Source organism: Cupriavidus sp. FW306-1B-F12B (genome assembly GCF_058781795.1).
Genome location: NZ_JBYSXC010000003.1, coordinates 168,252 through 188,550, shown reverse-complemented (window position 1 = coordinate 188,550; position 20,299 = coordinate 168,252). Strand labels below are relative to the sequence as shown.

At 69.3% G+C, this 20,299-nt stretch carries 16 protein-coding genes; 11 read left to right on the top strand and 5 right to left on the bottom strand.

Annotated elements, in window-relative coordinates:
- The first annotated feature begins 78 nt into the window (after positions 1–78).
- Positions 79–1,113 carry an aldo/keto reductase gene (locus AC3WLE_RS07135; protein WP_492319439.1) on the top strand — a complete coding sequence of 345 codons (1,035 nt, stop codon included), beginning with the start codon at positions 79–81 and terminating at the stop codon, positions 1,111–1,113.
- A gap of 223 nt (positions 1,114–1,336) precedes the next feature.
- Positions 1,337–4,603 (top strand): transglycosylase domain-containing protein, encoded by a 3,267-nt coding sequence (locus AC3WLE_RS07130; protein WP_492355880.1) that lies wholly within the window; start codon positions 1,337–1,339, stop codon positions 4,601–4,603.
- Here the strand turns inward: AC3WLE_RS07130 and AC3WLE_RS07125 are convergent.
- Together AC3WLE_RS07125 and AC3WLE_RS07120 are read right to left on the bottom strand one after the other, a co-directional pair.
- On the bottom strand, positions 4,576–4,827 hold the full coding sequence (locus AC3WLE_RS07125; RefSeq protein ID WP_492319441.1) for a GlsB/YeaQ/YmgE family stress response membrane protein: 252 nt from the start codon (positions 4,825–4,827) through the stop codon (positions 4,576–4,578). The genes AC3WLE_RS07130 and AC3WLE_RS07125 overlap by 28 nt on opposite strands.
- 122 nt (positions 4,828–4,949) lie before the next feature.
- A complete protein-coding gene (locus AC3WLE_RS07120) occupies positions 4,950–6,506 on the bottom strand; it encodes a methyl-accepting chemotaxis protein (RefSeq protein WP_492340393.1) in 1,557 nt (518 codons plus the stop codon).
- 460 nt (positions 6,507–6,966) lie between these two features.
- Here AC3WLE_RS07120 and AC3WLE_RS07115 point away from each other — a divergent pair, with 460 nt between their 5' ends.
- The 6 genes from AC3WLE_RS07115 (at position 6,967) to AC3WLE_RS07090 (ending at position 14,236) form a co-directional block, all read left to right on the top strand.
- A complete protein-coding gene (locus tag AC3WLE_RS07115) occupies positions 6,967–7,623 on the top strand; it encodes a PepSY-associated TM helix domain-containing protein (protein ID WP_492319443.1) in 657 nt (218 codons plus the stop codon).
- 55 nt (positions 7,624–7,678) lie between these two features.
- A complete protein-coding gene (locus tag AC3WLE_RS07110; RefSeq protein WP_439672214.1) occupies positions 7,679–8,203 on the top strand; it encodes a DUF2271 domain-containing protein in 525 nt (174 codons plus the stop codon).
- A gap of 18 nt (positions 8,204–8,221) precedes the next feature.
- Entirely contained in the window at positions 8,222–9,061 is an 840-nt protein-coding gene (locus AC3WLE_RS07105; protein ID WP_058698784.1) for a DUF4198 domain-containing protein, read from the top strand.
- A 14-nt stretch (positions 9,062–9,075) separates the two neighbouring features.
- Positions 9,076–10,083 carry an FAD:protein FMN transferase gene (locus AC3WLE_RS07100; protein ID WP_492319444.1) on the top strand — a complete coding sequence of 336 codons (1,008 nt, stop codon included), beginning with the start codon at positions 9,076–9,078 and terminating at the stop codon, positions 10,081–10,083.
- 11 nt (positions 10,084–10,094) lie between these two features.
- Complete coding sequence (locus AC3WLE_RS07095) at positions 10,095–11,678, top strand: sulfite reductase subunit alpha (protein ID WP_492355881.1); 1,584 nt, start codon at positions 10,095–10,097, stop codon at positions 11,676–11,678.
- A gap of 125 nt (positions 11,679–11,803) precedes the next feature.
- Entirely contained in the window at positions 11,804–14,236 is a 2,433-nt protein-coding gene (locus tag AC3WLE_RS07090; RefSeq protein ID WP_492355882.1) for a penicillin acylase family protein, read from the top strand.
- Positions 14,237–14,344: 108 nt separating this feature from the next.
- On the opposite strand, the gene AC3WLE_RS07085 is transcribed toward AC3WLE_RS07090, so the two are convergent.
- Positions 14,345–15,022 (bottom strand): type 1 glutamine amidotransferase domain-containing protein, encoded by a 678-nt coding sequence (locus AC3WLE_RS07085; RefSeq protein ID WP_492318220.1) that lies wholly within the window; start codon positions 15,020–15,022, stop codon positions 14,345–14,347.
- Positions 15,023–15,140: 118 nt separating this feature from the next.
- On the opposite strand from AC3WLE_RS07085, the gene AC3WLE_RS07080 reads away from it, so the two are divergent.
- The gene (locus AC3WLE_RS07080) at positions 15,141–16,097 is read left to right on the top strand and encodes a LysR family transcriptional regulator (protein ID WP_492352447.1); all 957 of its coding nucleotides are present in this window, start codon (positions 15,141–15,143) and stop codon (positions 16,095–16,097) included.
- Here AC3WLE_RS07080 and AC3WLE_RS07075 read toward each other — a convergent pair.
- Positions 16,084–16,776 (bottom strand): SDR family NAD(P)-dependent oxidoreductase, encoded by a 693-nt coding sequence (locus AC3WLE_RS07075; RefSeq protein ID WP_010810772.1) that lies wholly within the window; start codon positions 16,774–16,776, stop codon positions 16,084–16,086. The genes AC3WLE_RS07080 and AC3WLE_RS07075 overlap by 14 nt on opposite strands.
- Before the next feature lie 184 nt (positions 16,777–16,960).
- Positions 16,961–17,923: a LysR family transcriptional regulator gene (locus AC3WLE_RS07070; RefSeq protein WP_492318223.1), complete on the bottom strand. Its 963-nt coding sequence runs from the start codon at positions 17,921–17,923 to the stop codon at positions 16,961–16,963.
- A gap of 221 nt (positions 17,924–18,144) precedes the next feature.
- On the opposite strand from AC3WLE_RS07070, the gene AC3WLE_RS07065 reads away from it, so the two are divergent.
- Positions 18,145–19,092 carry a hydroxymethylglutaryl-CoA lyase gene (locus AC3WLE_RS07065; RefSeq protein WP_492355883.1) on the top strand — a complete coding sequence of 316 codons (948 nt, stop codon included), beginning with the start codon at positions 18,145–18,147 and terminating at the stop codon, positions 19,090–19,092.
- Between the two features lie 8 nt (positions 19,093–19,100).
- Positions 19,101–20,258 (top strand): CaiB/BaiF CoA transferase family protein, encoded by a 1,158-nt coding sequence (locus AC3WLE_RS07060; protein WP_492318225.1) that lies wholly within the window; start codon positions 19,101–19,103, stop codon positions 20,256–20,258.
- The last annotated feature ends 41 nt before the right edge of the window (positions 20,259–20,299 follow it).

Below are 20,299 nucleotides of genomic sequence, written 5' to 3'. Positions count from 1 at the left end.
GTCACAGCCTGCCGTTTCCGCCTGTGCCCTGTGCTTTCACCACCCCGACGCCATCCCACCCCATCCCAAGGAGCCACCATGCCCGCCACCACCATGCCTTACCGCCGCCTCGGCGCCAGCAACCTGCGCGTTTCGGCACTTTGCCTGGGCACCATGATGTTCGCCGACCAGACCGATGAGGCCGAAGCCGCCCGCATCGTCGCCAGCGCGCGCGACCACGGCGTGAACTTCATCGACACCGCCGACGTGTATACCAAGGGCGCGTCGGAGCAGATGGTCGGGCGCCTGCTGACCGCCAGCCGCCACGACTGGGTGCTTGCCACCAAGCTGGGCAACGCGATGCAGGCGGCGCCCAATCACGGGCACTATTCGCGGACCTGGATCCTGCGCGCGGTGGAGGACAGCCTGCACCGGCTGGCGACGGACTACATCGACCTTCTCTACCTGCACCGCGACTATCCCGGCGCGAACCTGGAAGAGGCGGTGCGGGCGATGGGCGACCTGGTGCGCAGCGGCAAGATCCGCTACTGGGCGGTGTCGAACTTCCGCGGCTGGCGCATCGCGGAGATCGCACGGCTGTGCGGCGAGCTGGGCGTGCCGCGCCCGGTGGCGTGCCAGCCCTACTACAACCTGCTGAACCGGATGCCGGAGGTGGAGATCCTGCCGGCATGCGAGCACTACGGGCTGGGCGTGGTGCCCTACAGCCCGGTGGCGCGCGGCGTGCTGACCGGCAAGTACGCACCCGGGCAGGCACCGGGCGAGGGCACGCGCGCCGGCCGCGCCGACCGCCGCATGATGGAAACCGAGTTCCGCGAAGAATCGCTGGTGATCGCACAGCAGCTCAAGGTCCATGCCGAAGGGCGCGGGCTGACGCCGGGCCAGTTCGCCACGGCGTGGGTGCTGGCCAACCCGATCATCTCGTCGGTCATTGCCGGTCCGCGCACGCTGGCGCAATTCGAGGACTATCTGGGCGCTCCCGGTGCCGTCATCACACCCGAGGAAGAATCGATGGTCGATGCGCTGGTGTCGCCGGGTCATGCCTCGACGCATGGCTACAACGACCCGGGTTACCCGTTCGGGGGGCGGCCCGTGGCACGCGCGCAGGCAGCCTGATGACCCTTTCGGACAGGGGCGCAATGTGGCGCAGGCGCTGCCTGGGGTGATGCCTGTATGCAACGGCACGATGCCCGCGCGCGCGCTTGCTGCAGGCTGCCTTTACTCCTACTAATATCAAGACAGGCGGCGCGCGGCGTGCGCGCGCCGCGAGAACATAGCGCTTCGAGCCGGTGCATGGCAGCGCCTGCGCGCTGCATCGGCCCAACAGGGAAGCCCAAACGTGTCGCGTCGTGGCTGGATCTTCGCTGGCTTGGCGGTCGCCCTTGGTGGGGGCGCCTATGTCGTGTACAGCTTTGTCGCAAGCGAAGTGCGCAACTCGCACTTGCAGGCGCGGCTGATCGGCAGCCTGGGGCAGCGGCTGACATTCGAGATCCAGCCGGGCGCCAGCGACAGCATCCGTTTCCCGCATTCCGGGCCCTATGACGCCCGCATGGGCTACGGCCGGATGCCGCTGTTCGCGCAGCGGCTGGAGCAGCGCGGCTACGTTCCTGCCGAACAGGCGCGCATGTCGCCCGACATGGTGCGGCTGATCGACGAAGGCCTGTTCACGCCCTACCGCGAGAAAAACCAGGCGGGCCTGCTGCTGCGCGACTGCAACGGGCTGACGCTGGCGTTCGAGCGTTATCCGCAGCGCCAGTACCCGGACTTCGGCGCGGTGCCGCCACTGCTGGTGAGCGCCTTGCTCTATGTCGAGAACCAGGGCCTGCTCAACCCGGAATACCCCAATATGAACCCGGCGCTGGACTGGCGCCGGCTGTCGCGCGCGGTGCTTGACCAGGTGATCCGGCTTGCCGACAAGTCGCATGACGCGCCCGGCGGCAGCACGCTGGCCACGCAGATCGAGAAATACCGGCACTCGCCCGAAGGCCGCACCGCATCGATCCCCGAGAAATTCCGCCAGATGGCGTCGGCGTCGCTGCGTGCCTACCTGGACGGCCCCGACACCCAGCGCGCGCGCGAGCGCATCGTGGTCGACTACCTGAACACGGTGCCGCTGTCGGCGCGCGCCGGCTTCGGCGAGATCAACGGCATCGGCGATGGGCTCTGGGTCTGGTATGGCGAGGACTTCGGCGAGGTCAACCGGCTGCTCAAGGAACTGGACCAGCGCGCGCCCGATCCGCGCCAGGCGCAGGCCTTCAAGCGCGCGCTGTCGCTGATCATCTCGCAGCGCCGCCCGTCCTACCACCTGCGCCGCGACGACACCAACCTGGATGCGCTGACCGGCAGCTACCTGCGCCTGCTGGCGGCCAACAATGTCATCACCGCCGAGCTGCGCGACGCGGCGCTGGCGCAGCCGCTGGACAAGGCCGCGCCACCCCAGAGCCCGCCGCAGGAGCCCTTTGTCACGCGCAAGGCCGTCAACCGGGTGCGCGCCGATATCACCCGGCTGACGGGGGTGGAGAGCCGCTACGACATGGACCGGCTCGACCTGAGCGTGGACAGCACCGTCAACCGCGAGGCGCAGCGCATCGTCACCGAGACCCTGCAGCGCGTGAACAACAAGGCCGATGCGCGCGCCATGGGCCTGTACGGCCACAACCTGCTGCGCGACCACGACGATCCGTCGAAGCTGATGACGAGCTTCACGCTGTATGAGCGCGTGGGCAATGCCAGCGTGGTGCGGATCCAGGCCGACAATATCGACCAGCCCTTTGATATCAACAGCGGCGCGCGCCTGAACCTGGGTTCCACTGCCAAGCTGCGCACGCTGGTGACCTACCTGGAGATCATCAGCGAGCTGCACGCACGCTACGCCGGCATGACCAGCGCCCAGCTGGCCGCGGTGCCGCTGGCACGCCAGGATGCGCTCAGCCACTGGGCGGTCGAATACTTGCTGAAGGCGCGCAAGCCCGCCGAGCGCGAGCTGATGGCCATGCTCGAGGCCGCCATGGAGCGCAAGTACTCGGGCGGCGCCGGCGAAGCCTTCTACACCGGCGGCGGCCTGCAGAGCTTCACCAACTTCGAGCGTGAATCGGGCATGCGCAACCTGACGGTGCGGACCGCATTCCAGCACTCGGTCAACCTGGTCTTCATCCGCATGATGCGCGACATCGTGCGCTACGAGACCTTCCACGCCAGCCCGGACATTGGCGAGCTCTTCGATGACCGCGACGCGCCCGGCCGGCGCGCCTACCTGGAGCGCTTTGCCGACCAGGAGGGCAGCGCCTACATGACGAACTTTTACCAGCGCTACCGCGGCAAGAGTTCTGAGCTGCGCCTGGCCACGCTGCTGGGCCGCGTGCGCATGACTACGCCGCACCTGAACGCGGTGCGCATGTCGGTGACACTGCTGAGCGCGCGGCCGCAGCTGGACGAGGACAGCTACATCCGCATCATGCGCGCCCGCCTGGGCGACAAGCAGCTGGCCGGCGAAGACCTGAGTGCGCTGTACCGCAAGTACGGCAAGGACAAGTTCAACCTGAACGACCGGGGCTACCTGTCACGGGTGCATCCGCTGGAACTGTGGATGGTGGAGTACCTCGACCAGCACCCCGACGCGACCCTGGCAGAGATCCTGAAGGCCAGCACCGCCGAGCGCCAGGAAGTTTACAAATGGCTGTTCCGCACGCGCAGCAAGGCCGGCCAGGACAACCGCATCCGCACGCTGCTGGAGCAAGATGCCTTCACGCGGATTGCGCGGCGCTGGCAGCGGCTGGGCTATCCGTTCGATTCCCTGACACCGTCGTACGGCAGCGCCATCGGTGCCGCGGGCGACCGGCCGGCCGCGCTGGCGGAGCTGGCCGGCATCCTGCTGGCGGGCGGCGTGGTCACGCAGAACACGGCGGTGCGCAGCCTGGCGTTTGCCGACGGCACGCCGTACGCCACGCGCTACGTGCTGCAGCCGGGCCCGGGCAAGCGGGTCTTGCCGGCCGAGGTGGCAGAGCTGGCACGGCGCTCGATGCTGGACGTGGTGGAGCGCGGCACTGCCAAGTCGATTCGCGGCGCCTTCACGGTGCCGGGGCGTGATGGCGCCACGCTGGCGGTGGCGGGCAAGACCGGCACCGGCGACCAGCGCTACCAGGTCTACGGGCCGGGTGGGCGGCTGATTTCGTCGCGCTCGGTGAACCGCTCGGCCACCTTTGTGTTCACGCTGGGCGAGCGCTTCTTCGGCACCGTGGTGGTCAATGTGAGAGAGCCCTATGCGGCGCGCTACAGCTTTACCAGCGCGCTGGCGGTGCGGGTCCTGCGGGCGATCGCGCCGCAGGTGTCGGCGATGGCGCCGGGTGGCGACCGCGCGCTGCTGCGCTGCCGCGATGCTGCGCCCGGGCTGCGTACGCCGCGCGTGCCCACCATGGCCGCGCCGGCCGATGCCGTGCCTGGCGCTGCGCTGGCCCAGGGTCTCCAGGCGCCGGCGCGCAGCGGCAAGCCCGATGCTGCCGCGGTACCGCAGGCGCCTGCCGCGCCCGAGGTACCGGACCTGGCCGACGCCAACGATGCCGTTGGCGTGCGCCGCGCCAGTCAGCCCTTGCGCCGGACCATGCCGTAGATCACCAGCAGCACGATCGCGCCAAGCACCGACGCGATCCACCCGGCCGGCTGGCCCGGCTGGTACCAGCCCATGGCGCGGCCGACGTAGCCGGCAGCCAGCGAGCCCAGCACGCCCAGGACGATGGTCATGATCCAGCCCATCTTGTCGTCGCCGGGTTTGACCGCCCTGGCGATCAGGCCGACGATCAGGCCAACGAACACGGTGCCAATGAATGCCATCATGATGCGCTCTCCCGGTAGTGGTCAGAGTCCATGCCGACCGCATGGGGCGGCCGGCTGCGCTTCATGATACACGCAGCAGTCTGGTGCGTATGACGCCCAAGTGACAAGCGGCGGCGCTGCCGTCAAGCCTGCGCCAGCCGGAACTGGCCGACCGCGTGATGCAGCGCGTCGGCCTGGTCTTCCAGCGAGGCGGCGGCGGCCGCGGCTTCTTCCACCAGCGCGGCGTTCTGCTGCGCCATCTGGTCCATCTGCGACACCGCCTGGTTGACCTGCTCGATGCCGCCGGTCTGCTCCTCGGTGGCCGCGCGCATCTCGGCCATCAGGTCGGTCACGCGCTTGACCGCGCCGACGATCTCGTCCATGGCCTTGCCCGCGCTTTCCACCAGCACCGCGCCGTCGTCAACGCGCTGCGCCGAGTTGCCGATCAGCGCCTTGATCTCCTTGGCCGCGGTGGCGCTGCGCTGTGCCAGCGTGCGCACCTCGCCGGCCACCACCGCGAAGCCGCGGCCCTGGTCGCCGGCCCGCGCCGCTTCCACTGCCGCGTTGAGCGCGAGGATGTTGGTCTGGAAGGCAATGCCCTCGATCACGCCGATGATGTCGACCACCTTGCCCGAGGCGTTCTTGATCTCGCCCATGGTGTCCACCACCTGGCTGACAATGGTGCCGCCGCGCACGGCGATGTCCGATGCGCCTTCGGCCAGGTGGCTGGCCTGGCGCGCGTTCTCGGCGCTCTGGCGCACGGTGCTGGTGAGCTGCTCCATGCTGGCGGCGGTTTCCTGCAGCGACGCGGCCTGTTCTTCGCTGCGGCGCGACAGGTCGGCGTTGCCCGCGGCGATCTGCTTGGCCGCGCCCGCGATCGAATCGGCCGAGCCGCGGATGCTGCCGATCGCGCCGGTCAGGCGCGCCTGCATGCGCTGCATCGCATAGAGGACGCTGTGCTCGTCGCCGGGGCGCACCTCGACCTGGCTGCCGAGGTCGCCTTCGGCAATGCGCGCGGCGATGTGCGCCGTGGTGGCGGGCTCGCCGCCCAGCTGGCGCTGCAGGCTGGCGGCCACGCGCACCATCACCAGCGACATCAGCAGGCCAACCCCCAGCAGGATGCCGAACGCCTTCATCAGCTCGGCGCGGAACGCCGCCTCGATGTCGTCCAGGTACAGGCCCGCGATGAAGTTCCAGTCCCACGGGCGGAAGTTGGCCACGTAGCTCAGCTTGGGCTGCGGCGCTTCGGCGCCGGGCTTGGGCCACAGGTATTCGACGAAGCCCTTGCCAGGCCCTTTGCCGATCTCGGCGATGTCGCGGAACAGGTAGACGCCGTTGGGGTCCCTGGTGCCTTCCATGGCCTTGCCGTTCATCTCCGGCTTGAACGGATGCATCAGCACCACGGTGTCCGAGCGCATCAGCGTGAAATAGCCATCGCTGCCGAAGCGCATCGCGCGCACGCGCTCGATGGCCTGCTTCCTGGCCTCGTCCTGCGTCAGCTTGCCGGCCTTGGCCAGCGCCTCGTACTCGGCCACCACCGAGAATGCCGTGTCGGTGACGTGGGCCAGGTCCAGGCGCCGCTCTTCCATGCGTAGCGTGCGGATCTGCCACGCGTTCCACAGCGTGATGCCGAGCAGGCAGATCCAGCTCAGCACCAGCGGCAATAACAGCTTCTTCTTCAGGCTCAGGTTGTGCAGCATTGCTTCCACTCCTCCATATTCCGCGCACTGCGCGTTTCTTGTCGGCGACACGCCGGCGGCGTCATGCATCGGTGGCGCCTGTCGCATGCGTGTGAGTCATCGCCTTAACGGCGCAGGAGGCAACTAACTTGACCGGGGAATTTCACCCCTTCGGGTGATGTGGTTGATTGGCTTGCATGTGCCGTCGGGCTTGTGCATTGCACATCTCTTCCAGCGAATCGGAGCGCCGCGGACAAGTGATCCGTCCCGCTGCTTCACGTTGTAACGCGCTGTAATCCAGCGCCCACCCCGGACCGTTTGCGATTTCAAATGCGAACGATTATCCTTCTCTCTTCCGCCAGCCATTGTGCAGACAATGGCACACCTGAGCGCCGTGTGACGCGCACAAGGGGCGCTACAGCTATCCGTACACAAGGCAAGACCGGGCCACCACTTGGGCTGCGCCCGCCGACCAACCGCAATGACCGAAACCCAGCCGGCCTCCGGCCAGCAGCGCCGTGCCTTCTGGCTCAAGCATCTCCACCAGTGGCACTGGATCAGTTCCGCGATCTGCCTGATCGGGATGCTGCTGTTTGCCGTCACCGGCTTCACGCTCAACCACGCCGCACAAATCGAGGCCAGGCCCGCGGTCGAGACGCGTCACGCCACCATGCCCACGCGTGTGCTCGACCAGGTGCGAGCCGAAGCGCCGGCGGGCGATGCCCAGGCGCGTGAAAAGAAGGCGCCGGTGCCGCCGGTGCTGGCCGACTGGCTGGCGCAGGCGCTGGACATCGACGCCAGCGGGCGCGAGGCCGAATGGTCCGCCGACGAGATCTACGTGGCGCTGCCGCGTCCGGGTGGCGACGCCTGGGTCAGCCTGGAACTCGACAGCGGCGAAGCCCAGTACGAGAAAACCACGCGCGGCGCCATCTCCTACCTGAACGACCTGCACAAGGGCCGCAACACCGGCGCCGCGTGGAGCCTGTTCCTGGATGTGTTCGCGCTGGCGTGCCTGGTCTTCAGCGTGACCGGCCTGTTCCTGCTCAAGCTGCATGCGGCCGGGCGCGTGGGGACCTGGCCGCTGGTGGGGCTGGGGCTGGTGGTCCCGGTGCTGCTGGCGCTCCTGTTTATCCATTGAGTCAACCATTCCAACCGTTTTCCTTCCTGCATCTCACTGACGAGGTTTCTCCGATATGCGCCGACTGCTCACCGTCACCCTGACCGGCATGGCCGCGGTTCCCCTGGCCGGCCCCGCGCTGGCCGCGGACCTGAACGTCAAGGTCGAAATCCCGCGCCTGACCGTGGCCGAGTACCACCGCCCCTATGTGGCGATGTGGGTCGAGCGCGCTGACCAGAGCCCGGTGCAGACCCTGGCGGTCTGGTACGACGGCAAGCTCAAGGACGGCGAAGGCACCAAGTGGCTCAAGGACATGCGCCAGTGGTGGCGCAAGGCCGGCCGCGATCTGCACATGCCGGCCGACGGCATCTCCGGTGCCACGCGCGCGCCGGGCGAGCACGGCGTGAGCTTCAGCGACGGCAAGGCGCCGCTGGGCAAGCTGCCCGCCGGCAACTACCAGCTGGTGGTGGAAGCCGCGCGTGAAGTGGGCGGGCGCGAACTGCTGCGCGTGCCGTTCACATGGCCGCCGCAAGCCGCACAGACCGCCCGCGCCAAGGGCGAACACGAACTCGGCGGCGTGACCGTCGAACTGAAGCCGTAATCCTTCCGGAGCCAGACGATGAAACCTTCCCTTATGTCCGCCGCATCTACCCGCATGGCCACGCGCGTGGCCGTGCTCGCCCTGGCCGCCCTGGCGCCGCTGGCCGCGCACGCGCACCGCCAGTGGCTGCTGCCGTCGGCCACCGTGCTGTCAGGCAGCGATCCGTGGGTGACCGTGGACGCCGCTGTCTCCAACGACCTGTTCTATTTCGAGCACGTGCCGATGCGGCTCGACAACCTGCAGGTGACCGCGCCCGACGGCAGCGCCGTCAAGGCCGAGAACGCTGCCACCGGCAAGTACCGCAGCACCTTCGACCTGCACCTGACCCAGCCCGGCACCTACCGCGTGGCGGTGGTCAACAACGGCCTGTTCGCCAGCTACAAGGTCGACGGCCAGGCCAAGCGCTGGCGCGGTTCGGCCGAGAACTTCGCCAAGGAAGTCCCGGCCAATGCGCAGGACCTGCAGGTCACCCAGGCCGAAGGCCGCATCGAATCCTTCGTCACGGCCGGCAAGCCCAGCGACAAGGGCCTGCGCACCGCCGGCCGCGGCCTGGAACTGGCTCCGATCACGCACCCGAACGACCTGGTCGCGGGCGACACCGCCAGCTTCCGCATGCTGCTCGACGGCAAGCCCGCCAGCAACCTGAAGGTCTCGGTGGTGCCGGGCGGCATCCGCTACCGCGACCAGCTGCAGGAGTTCAGCGCCACCACCGACGCCGACGGCAAGTTCAGCGTCAAGTGGCCGGCCCCAGGCATGTACTGGATGGAAGCCGAGGTGAAGGACGACAAGACCACCTTCAAACAGGCCAAATCGCGCCGTGCCGTCTATGCGGTGACGGTCGAAGTGCTGCCGCAATAAGCCGGTTGCCGGGTTTGAACCGCGTCCTGGTACCTGTCGCGCTGACCGCGCCGCCGCAGCCGCCCGCAGCCGATACGCGGCTGCAGCGCTGGGGCGGCCAGACCATGGGCACGACCTGGTCGGTGGCGGCGCCGCTGCCGCCGGCGACGGATGCGGACGCCATCGCCGCCGGCATCCGGGCCGTGCTCGATGGCGTGATCGCGCAGATGAGCAACTGGGAAGCGGATTCTGACCTGAGCCGTTTCAACCGCGCGGCACCCGGCAGCTGGCACGCGCTGCCTGAAGACTGCTTCATGGTGCTGCAATGCGCGCTGCAGGTGGCGCGCGACAGCGGTGGCGCCTATGACCCGAGCGCCGGTCCGCTGGTCGACCTGTGGGGCTTCGGCCCAGCACCGGCGCGCACCGCGCCGCCGTCGCCAGACGCGGTGCAGGCCACGCGCGGCCGCTGCGGCTGGGCCCGCATCGAAGTCGATGCCACGGGCCGGCGCGCTTGGCAGCCGGGGGGCGTGTCGCTGGACTTCTGCGCCATCGCCAAGGGCTTTGCCGTCGACGCGGTGGCAGGCTACCTGTGTGAGCAGGGCCTTGACCACCACCTGACCGAGATCGGCGGCGAACTGCGCGGCCATGGCGTCAAGCCCGACGGCATGCCGTGGTGGGTCGCGCTGGAATCACCCCCCGGCCTGGACTGCGATGCCGGGGGGCAGACGCTGGTGGCGCTGCACGGCCTGTCCATCGCCACCTCCGGCGACTATCGCCGCTATTTCGACAGTGACGGTCGCCGCTACGCGCATACCATCGATCCGCGCACCGGCTATCCGGCCAGCCACGCGCTGGCCTCGGTCACGGTCATCCATGCGCAGTGCATGCTGGCCGATGCGCTGTCCACCGCGCTGACGGTGCTGGGCCCAGAGGCCGGCATGGCGCACGCGCGCCGCCAGGGCATTGCCGCGCGCTTCCTGGTGCGCACGCCGGGCGGTTTCGATGAACATCTTTCGCCGGCCTTTGCCGCGATGCTGGCATGAGGGCGAAGGCCATGCCGTCCGCCATCGCCGGCGCAAGCTGGCTTGCCGTTGCCGGCGGCATCGCGCTGTCCGTGCTGGGCCCGTCGCGCATGGCCATGGCGGCCGGCGTGGTGGCGGCCTATGCGGGCTTCTGCAGCGCGGTGGTTGCCCACTATCGCCAGCGGCGCGCGCGCGCGGCCGCACTGGCTGGCACGGAAGAGGGCGCGACGCTGGTTGCCTATGCCTCCCAGACCGGGTTTGCCGAACAGCTGGCGCTGCAGACCGCCACCGCGCTGCAAGGCGCGGGCGTGCCGGTGCAACTGCTCTCGCTGGCCGATGTCGATGCGCAGCGCCTGCAGGCATGCCGCCAGGCGCTGTTCCTGGTCAGCACCACCGGCGAGGGCGACGCCCCCGACAGCGCGTCCGGTTTTTCACGCCGCTTGCTGGCCGGCGCGGATGGCCTGCAGTCTTTGCGCTATGGCATCCTCGCGCTCGGCGACAGCAGCTACGCGCGCTTCTGCGCTTTCGGCCACAAGCTCGACGGCTGGCTGCAGCGCCACCGTGCGCAGCCGCTCTTTGATCTGGTCGAAGTCGACAACGGGGACGCAGGCGCCCTGCGCCACTGGCAGAACCACCTGTCGGCCCTGAGCGGCGGCGCGGAAATTGCCGACTGGGAACGGCCGCGCTATGACAGCTGGCGGCTCGCGCAACGCCATCATTTGAACCCCGGCAGCCAGGGTGCGCCGGTGTTCCACCTGTCGCTGGCGCCGCAGGGCGATGCGGCAATGGACTGGCAAGCCGGCGACATCGCCGAGATCGGCCCGTGCCACGCGCCGGCCGAGGTTGAACGGCTGCTGGCGCGGCTTGGCCTCGACGGCGCCACACCGGTGCGCTGCGACGGCCGCGACGCCACGCTCGCCGAGGCGCTGGGCACACGCATGCCGCTGCCTGAGGCGCACTTCGCGGCGATGCTGGGCCTGCCGCCGCAGCAACTGGTGGACACGCTGCCGCCGCTGCCGCACCGCGAGTATTCGATCGCCTCGCTGCCGCGGGACGGGCAACTCGAACTGCTGGTGCGGCAGACCCGCTACGACGACGGCCGCCTCGGCCTGGCCTCCGGCTGGCTGACCGAGCACGCGCCCGTGGGTACCCGCATCGCGCTGCGCATCCGCACCAACCGCAGCTTCCACCCGCCGACTGACGACCGGCCCCTGATCCTGGTCGGCAACGGCACCGGGCTGGCCGGGCTGCGCGCCCAGCTCAAGGCCCGCGCCGCGGCCGGGCAGCGCCGCAACTGGCTGCTGTTCGGCGAGCGCTCGGCGCAGCATGACGCGTTCTTTGCCGGGGAACTGGCCGCATGGCAGGCCGACGGCACGCTGCAGCGCGTGGACCATGCCTGGTCGCGCGACGGCGGCGCGCCGCGCTACGTGCAGGACGCCGTGCGCGCGCAGGGCGATACGGTGCGCCAATGGGTGGCGGACGGCGCCGCCATCTATGTCTGCGGCAGCCTGCAGGGCATGGCCGGCGGCATCCATGACGCACTGGCCGGGATCCTCGGCGCAGACGCGCTGCGCCGGCTTGCCGACGACGGCCGCTACCGGCGCGACGTCTACTGAGCGAACCCGCAGCGGCACGCGCCGTGCGGAGATCGGCCGCGCGGCTCGCGCGCTGGCCGGGGATGCACTATCTTCGGTGTGAACTGCAAGACATCTGCAGCCAATCACAACACCGAGGAGACCTGATGTTACGCACCCCCCGCCGCCTGGCCGCTGCGCTGGCCCTGCTCGCCGCCACCATCCCGGCCGCCATGGCCGAAGCCCACGCCCGCAACAACGTGCTGGCCGTGCCCGGCCTGGAAAAGCCCGCCAGCGTGCTGGTCGACCGCTGGGGCGTGCCGCATATCTATGCCGGCACGCTCTACGACGCCTTCTTCGTGCAGGGCTTCATGGCCGCGCGCGACCGCCTGTGGCAGATCGACCTGTGGCGCAAGCGCGGACTCGGCGAGATGGCCAGGGACTTCGGCCCGGCCTATGCCGATGGCGACCGCATGGCGCGCGCGGTGCTGTTCCGCGGCGACATGTACCGCGAATGGCTAGCCTATGGCTCCGACGCCAAGCGCGTGGCCGAGGCCTTCGTGGCCGGGGTGAACGCCTATGTGGCGCTGACCGAGCAGAAGCCCGAGCTGCTGCCGCCGGAATTCCGCAAGCTCAACTACAAGCCTGCGCGCTGGCGCGCCGACGATATCGTGCGCATCCGCCACCACGGCCTGACGCTCAACTTCACCGGCGAAGTCGAACGCGCCCAGCTCTATTGCCAGGCCAGGCAGGACGCCCCGCGTGCCGACTGGCTGCGCCGCGAACTCGACCCGCAGATCGAGCCCAGGCTCAGCCCCGGCATCGACCCCTGCACGGTTCCCGCCGCCGAACTGCGCCGCGCCTACGAACTGGCCACCGCCGCAGCGCGCTTCCCGAAAGAGGCGTGGGGCAATGCGCAGGCCGCCAGCATCCCGCTCGACCAGCTCTACGCACTGGTGGACCCCAACAGCGATACCGGCCGCAGCCTCGGGTCGAACAACTGGGTCATCGGCGGCAAGCGCACCACCACCGGCCGCCCGATCCTGGCCAACGACCCGCACCGCTCGCACGGCGCGCCCAGCCTGCGCTATATCAGCCACCTGAACGCGCCGGGGATGTCGGTGATCGGCGCGGGCGAGCCGTTCCTGCCCGGCATCTCGATCGGGCACAACGGCACCATCGCTTTCGGCCTGACGCGCTTCTACATGGACCAGGAAGACCTGTACGGCTACGAGCTCAATCCGGCCAACCCGCATGAGTACAAGTACAAGGGCCGCTGGGAACCGATGGCGACCATCACCGAAGAGATCGTGGTCAAGGGCGAGTCCGCGCCGCGCAAGGTCACCATCGACTTCACGCGCCACGGCCCGGTGCTGGTCGCCGATGCCGGCCGCGCGCAGGCCTGGGCGCTGCGCGCCGCGTGGCTCGACTACGGCATGGCGCCGTACTTCGGCTCGATGGACTATATGCGCGCGCGCAACTGGGACCAGTTCCGCGCCGCCATGAACCGCTGGGGCGCGCCTGGCGAGAACCAGGTCTATGCCGACACCAGCGGCAATATCGGCTGGATCCCGGGCGGGCTGACCGTCAAGCGGCCCAACTGGGACGGCCTCACGCCGGTGGCCGGCGATGGCCGCTACGAGTGGGCCGGCTACCGCAACATGGACGAGCTGCCATGGGCCTATAACCCCGCGCCAGGCTACATCGTCACCGCCAACGAGAACAACATCCCGCCCGAGCACCCGGCCGCGAAACTTGGCGTGGGCTATGAATGGAGCGACAGCTCGCGCGCGCGCCGGCTCAAGGCCGTGGTGGGCGCCAATGCGCGCAGCTCGGTGCAGGACTCGATGGCGTGGCAGAACGACACCGTGTCGCTGCCGGCCCAGCGCGTGGTGGCGCTGCTGAAGGACGTGCGCAGCGACGACCCGCAACTGGCCCGCGGCCTGGACCTGCTGCGCGGCTGGGACGGCAACGAGCGCGCCGACAGCGCCGCAGCGGCATTGTTCGAAGTCTGGTTCAGCAAACACCTGCGCCAGGCCGTGGTGCGCGCCGCGCTGACGCCCGAAGCCGCACGCCTGGTCGGTGCCGGCGATGCCGCGCGCGTGGTGGCGGTGCTGGAGCAGCCCGGTCCGTGGATGCCGGTGGAGCGCCGCAATGCGGTGATGCTCGAATCGCTGAAGGCCGCCATGGCGGAAGCGGAAGGCAAGCTCGGCCCCGACCCGCGCGCATGGCAATGGCGCAAGCTCCACACCGCCGTGTTCACGCATCCGATGGACCCGATCCTGAGCGATGCGGAACGCCAGCAGTTCAATGTCAACGCCGGTCCGATCGGCGGCTCGGCTTTCACGCCGATGAACACCAGCTACCGCAATACCGACTTCCGGCTGACCGCCGGCGCGTCGTTCCGCATGGTGCTGGATGTGGGCAACTGGGATGCCTCGCGCGTGATCAACACGCCGGGGCAGTCGGGCAATCCCGCCAGCCCGCATTACCGCGACCTGGCGCCGCTGTGGGCCAAGGGGGAGTATTTCCCGCTGGTGTATACGCGCAAGGCGGTGGAGAAGGCCAGCCGGGAGCGGTTGGAGTTGGTGCCGCAGTAAGTGGGGCAACCCATGCGTTTGAAGTAGCCATCAAGCCTGGCGTACGCTCCCCTCTCCCGCAAGCGGGCGAGGGGAGCAAACCGGCGGCGGCGCGTTTGCCGCCTTTCCTCACCTCAACATCTTCAACAACGCCTGCGCCGCAGCATCAGACGATGCCGGATTCTGCCCCGTCACCAGTCGCCCCGCGACCACGACATGGCTGGCCCAATCCTCGCCACGCGTGAAGCGCCCGCCGTTGGCCTTGAGCATGTCCTCCACCAGGAACGGGACCACCCTGGTCAGCTGCACGGCTTCTTCCTCGCTGTTGGTGAAGCCGGTCACTTCCTTGCCCTTGACCAGCGGTTCCCCGTCCGCGCCCCTGGTATGGCGGAACACCGCCGGTGCGTGGCATACCGCTCCCACCGGCTTGCCGGCGCGGTCGAACTGCTCGATCAGCGCGGCCGAGCGCTTGTCTTCGGCCAGGTCCCACAGCGGGCCGTGCCCGCCCGGGTAGAAGATGGCGTCGAAGTCTTCCGCCTTCACCTGGTCCAGCGTCAGCGTGCTGGCCAGTGCGGCCCTGGCGGCCGGGTCACCCTGGAAGCGCCGGGTGGCGTCGGTCTGGGCGCCGGGATCGTCGCTTTTCGGGTCGATCGGCGGTTGGCCGCCCTTGGGCGAGGCCAGCGTGATGTCGGCGCCGGCGTCCTTGAAGACGTAGTAGGGCGCTGCGAATTCCTCCAGCCAGAAGCCGGTCTTCTTGCCGGTATTGCCCAGCTGGTCGTGCGACGTCAGCACCATCAGGATTTTCATTGTTCCGCTCCATGTCGGTTCACAGGCAGCCGGGCTGAAATGCCGCGGCACTGGCAACATCCTAGGCAGCGGACTATGATTCGAAAACTTCTATTATTCGATCTCTGTTATCCAAAAAATGAATATCGGCAGCAAGGACCTGAACCTGCTGTACGTGTTCCACGTGCTGTACCAGGAGGGCAATGCCTCGCGCGCGGCCGCGCGCATGGCGCTGAGCCAGCCCGCGCTGAGCCACAAGCTCAACCGCCTGCGCGACGAGCTCGGCGATCCGCTGTTCGTGCGTGCGCCGCGCGGCCTGACGCCGACGCCGCGTGCGCACGCGCTGGCGCCGCAGGTGCAGCGGCTGGTCGGGGATCTCGACGCGTTCTATGACGCCTGTGCCGGCCACGACTACCTGGCGCGCAGCGAGCACCTGCACATCTACACCACCGACTACATGGAGCAGCTGCTGCTGCCAGCCCTGCTGCCGCGGCTGCGCAGCCAGGCGCCGGGCGTGGTGCTGGTCACGCACAACACGCGCGGCGAGCTGCCGCGCGAGGAACTTGAGAAGGGCACCTGCGACCTGGCGATCGCGGGTTTCTATGAGAACCTGCCCGATACCTTCCACCAGCAGCGGCTGTGCAGCGAGGACTTCGTGGTGCTGGCCTCGCGCGCCAATCCGCGCATTGCCGACGGCCTGGATCTCGACGCCTTCCTGGCGTGCGAACACCTGCTGACCACGCTGACCGGCGACCTCAACGGCGTGGTCGACCGCGCGCTGGCCCGGAAGGGGCACAAGCGCAGCGTAGTGGCGGGGTTGTCGAGCTTCCTTGCGCCGAGCCGGCTGGTGCGCGGCACGGAACTGCTGCTGACCTGCCTGCGCTCGGTCGCGGAAGAGGCCGTGGCGCGCGACCCTGATCTGGTGCTGCTGCCGGTGCCGTTCGCACTGCCCCACGTCGACATGATGCAGATCTGGCACGCGCGCACCGATGCCGACCGGCTGCGGCGCTGGCTGCGCCAGCAGATCCAGGAGGCGGCCAGCGCCATCAGCGCGGCCGAACCCGCCGCGCGCAAGCCCCGCGTCAGGCGCGGTTGACCACCGGCAGCAGCGCGCCCTGCACCGCGCGCGCCGCATCCGAGGCCAGGAACAGGATCACGTCGGCCAGCGCATCCAGGCTGACCCAGCGCGCGGCATCGGCATCCGGCATGGCCTGGCGGTTCTCGGGCGTATCCAGCACGCTGGGCAGCACCGCGTTGACGCGGATGCCCTGGTCGCGCAGCTCTGCCGACATCGATTCGGTCACGCGCGCCAGCGCGTCCTTCGAGGCGCAATAGGCGCTCATCTGCGCCAGCCCGCGCGCCGCCGAGTTGGCACCCACGTTGACGATGGCGCCGCCGCCGGCGGCCAGCATGTGCGGCACCACCGCGCGCGCCATGTTCAGCACCGTGCCCACGTTCATGTCGAACACGTGGTTCCAGGCCTCGGCGCTGGTTTCATGCACGCTTGGGCCCATGGCGAAGCCGCCGGCCAGGTTGCACACCACGTCGATGCGGCCGCATGCCTGAACCGCTTGCGCGACGGCCTCGCTCAGCTTGGCGGCATCCAGCAGGTCCGCCTGCAGCGTCAAGTGGCCGGTGCCCGCTTCGGGCAGCGGCGCTGCATGGCGGTCCAGCAGCACCACGCGCGCGCCGGCCTGCGCGAAGGCCTGTGCCACGGCGCGGCCCAGGTTGCCGCGTGCGCCGGTGATCAATACGTTCTTGCCGTTGAAGTTCATTTGCGTGCTCCTGCGCCGTGGTGGCGCGCATGGTCGGGGTCAGCATCGCCCGGGGCCGGCTTTTACCATCGTGGGCCGGGGCGAAAAACGCAAGCCAGTCTACGCACCGCTCCCCAACATTTGCTTGCGAAATTGCCTCGGGCTAACCCTTGAACGGCACAGGAAGTTGCGCGCCGCGCCGGCGTCATTGCCGATTGCGGCGTGGCTTGTGCGCTGGCGTGATGTCCGCGGGGGCGGCCGCCGCTTCCGCCGCCGCGGTCTGTTCAAGGAAGGCCACCAGCAGCCGCGCCGCCGGCGACAGCAGTTCCAGGTCGCGGAAGCAGATCGCAAAGCGCCGCCGCGCCCAGTCGTTGCGCAGCGGGATCACGCGCAGGCCGAAGGTGGGTGCGATCGGCGCGGCGATCTCGGCCGGGATGATGGTGATGCCCAGGTTGGCACGCACACAGCGCAACGCGGCGTCGAAGGTCGAGACCACCGCGCGGTAGGCAATGCCGCGCCCGAGGATGGCCGCGTAGCGCGTCAGCATGGTCTGCACCGCGGTCTGGGCGGGCATGCCGATATGGTCGTAGTCCAGCGTGTCCTCGAAGCGGCAGTCCTCGGCCTGCGCCAGCGGATGCGAGGCGTGGACCACCGCCGCCAGGTGGTCGGTGCGGTAGGGCCGGGTCTGGAAGCCCTCCAGGTCGGCCGCGTCCCAGCAGATGCCCAGCGGCGCCGAGCCCTCGCGCAGCGCGCGCACCACGTCGCTGCTCAGGCTTTCCTCGATGGTCACGCGCACGTCGCGGTTGGCCGGCTGCTGCAGGAAGGCGGCAATATCGTCCGGCAGCGATTCCGCCATCGACGACACCGTGGCCAGCAGCCGCACCTGCCCGCGGATGCCGGCGCCATAGTCGGCCATGTCGCGCGCGACGCGGTCCGCCGCCGCCAGCATGGCGCGCGCATGCGCCAGCACCATCTCGCCGGCGGGCGTGGGGATCACGCCGCGGCGGCGGCGTTCCAGCAGGGTTGCGCCAACCGTCTCTTCCAGTTGCGCCAGCCGCTTGCTGATGGCCGATGCCACGATGTGCTCCTGCTCGCCCGCGCGCGCCATGTTGCGGGTTTCGCAGACGGCGACGAACAGGCGCAGGGTGGTGAGGTCGAGGTCTCGCATGGCTGTGAGGGACTGCGGGGTTTCCGGAATGGAATGTTAAGCCCCTTTGCTTGCCGGTAATCATTCATCCGGGAATTCCTGGATGCCGTCGTGCGGCGCCCGACAGACATTCCGGTTCGGAAAGTTATCGTGCGTAAACCACCGCTTCAGCTCTTGGGCAGAAACTCATAGAGTTCTTCCGTCGCCCCCACGGCGGGGCGCAAACCGGAAGCCCCTGAATCATGTCTGTTCCCTTTCCCCGCCACGCCGTTATCCGCGAAGTCGGATTGCGCGATGGCCTGCAGAGCATCCGCACCATCCTGCCCACGGCCAGCAAGGAAGCGTGGATTCGCGGCGCGTACGCGGCCGGCCTGCGTGAGCTGGAAGTCGGCTCGTTCGTGCCCGCGCACCTGCTGCCGCAACTGGCCGATACCGCGCAGCTGGTGGCGTTTGCGCGCACGCTGCCGGGCCTGTTCGTCTCGGTGCTGGTGCCGAACCTGCGCGGCGCGCAGGATGCGCTGGCCAGCGGCGCGGACCTCATGCTCGTGCCGCTGTCGGCCAGCCATGCGCACAGCCTGGCCAACCTGCGCAAGACGCCGGACGAGGTGGTGGCGGAAGTCGCCCGCATCCGGGCCGCGCGCGATGCCAGCGGCGCGAAGACGCTGATCGAAGGCGGTGTCGGTACCGCGTTCGGCTGCACGCTGCAGGGCCATGTCGATCCCGAAGAAGTGCTGCGCCTGATGCAGGCGCTGCTCGATGCCGGCGCCGACCGCGTCAGCCTGGCCGACACCGTCGGCTATGCCGACCCGCGCATGGTGCGCGAGCTGTTTGCGCGCGCCGTCGAGATCGCCGGCGAGCGCTTCTGGTGCGGCCATTTCCACGATACCCGCGGGCTTGGCCTGGCCAACGTCCACGCGGCGCTGGAAACCGGCGTGAGCCGCTTTGACGCCTGCCTGGCCGGCATCGGCGGCTGCCCGCACGCGCCTGGCGCCAGCGGCAATGTCACGAGCGAGGACCTGGCCTACATGCTCGGCAGCATGGGCTTCGACACCGGCATCGATATCGGCCGCCTGCTGGCGCTGCGTGAAGACGTGGCCGGCTGGCTCAAGGACGAAACCCTGCACGGCACGCTGTGGCGCGCCGGCCTGCCCAAGACCTTCCCGGCCCAGCACGCTGGCGCCACTGCCTGAGACGCAAGATGACCCAAGACAACAGCAACTCCCTGCCGCTGGCCGGCATCCGCGTGGTCGAATTCACGCATATGGTGATGGGCCCCACCTGCGGCATGATCCTGGCCGACCTGGGCGCCGAAGTGATCAAGGTGGAGCCGCCCGGCGGCGACAAGACGCGCAACCTGCCGGGCCTGGGCATCGGCTTCTTCCGCGCCTTCAACCGCAACAAGAAGAGCGTGGTGCTGGACATCACCACCGAGGAAGGGCGCGCCGCCGCCGCCGAGCTGGCGGGCCAGAGCGACGTGCTGCTGGAGAACTTCCGGCCCGGCCTGATGCAGAAGCTGGGGCTGGACTACGCCACGCTGTCACGCGACTACCCGCATCTGATCTATGTCTCGCACAAGGGCTTCCTGCCCGGCCCGTACGAGAACCGGCTGGCGCTGGACGAGGTGGTGCAGATGATGGGCGGCCTGTCCTACATGACCGGCCCCAGCGGGCGGCCGCTGCGCGCGGGCACCTCGGTCAACGACATCATGGGCGGCATGTTCGGCGCCATCGGCGTGCTGGCCGCGCTGCGCGAGCGCGACCGCACCGGGCGCGGCCAGGAGATCCAGAGCGCGCTGTTCGAGAACTGCGTGTTCCTGGCTTCGCAGCATATGCAGCAGTTCGCGATGACCGGCGAGGCGCCGCCGCCGATGCCGTCGCGCGTATCGGCATGGAGCGTGTATGACGTCTTCACGCTGGCCGGAGACGAGCAGCTGTTCATCGGCGCGGTCAGCGACAAGCAGTTCGTGACGTTGTGCCAGGTGCTGGAGCATCCGGAGCTTCTCGACAAGCCCGAGTACGCCAGCAATGCCTCGCGCGTGGCGGTGCGTCCGCAACTGCTCGATGAGCTGGGCGCGATCCTGCGCCACCACCGCAGCGCAGAACTGGCGCCCAGACTCGAAGCCGCCGGCATCCCCTATGCGCCGATCGTGCGCCCGGACCAGTTGCTCGACGATCCGCACCTGCTCGCCAGCGGCGGGCTGGTGCCGATGCAGGCCGACGACGGCTCGACCACGCCCACGGTGCTGCTGCCGCTGCTGATGGGCGGGCGCCGCCCGGGCGTGCGCCGGCCGCTGCCCAGGGCCGGCGAGCACAACGAAGAGATCCTGTCGCAGCTCGGCCAGGGCCGCGCCGGCTGACCGGTACCACGACGGGCATGCCGCGCCACAGCGGCAGCCCG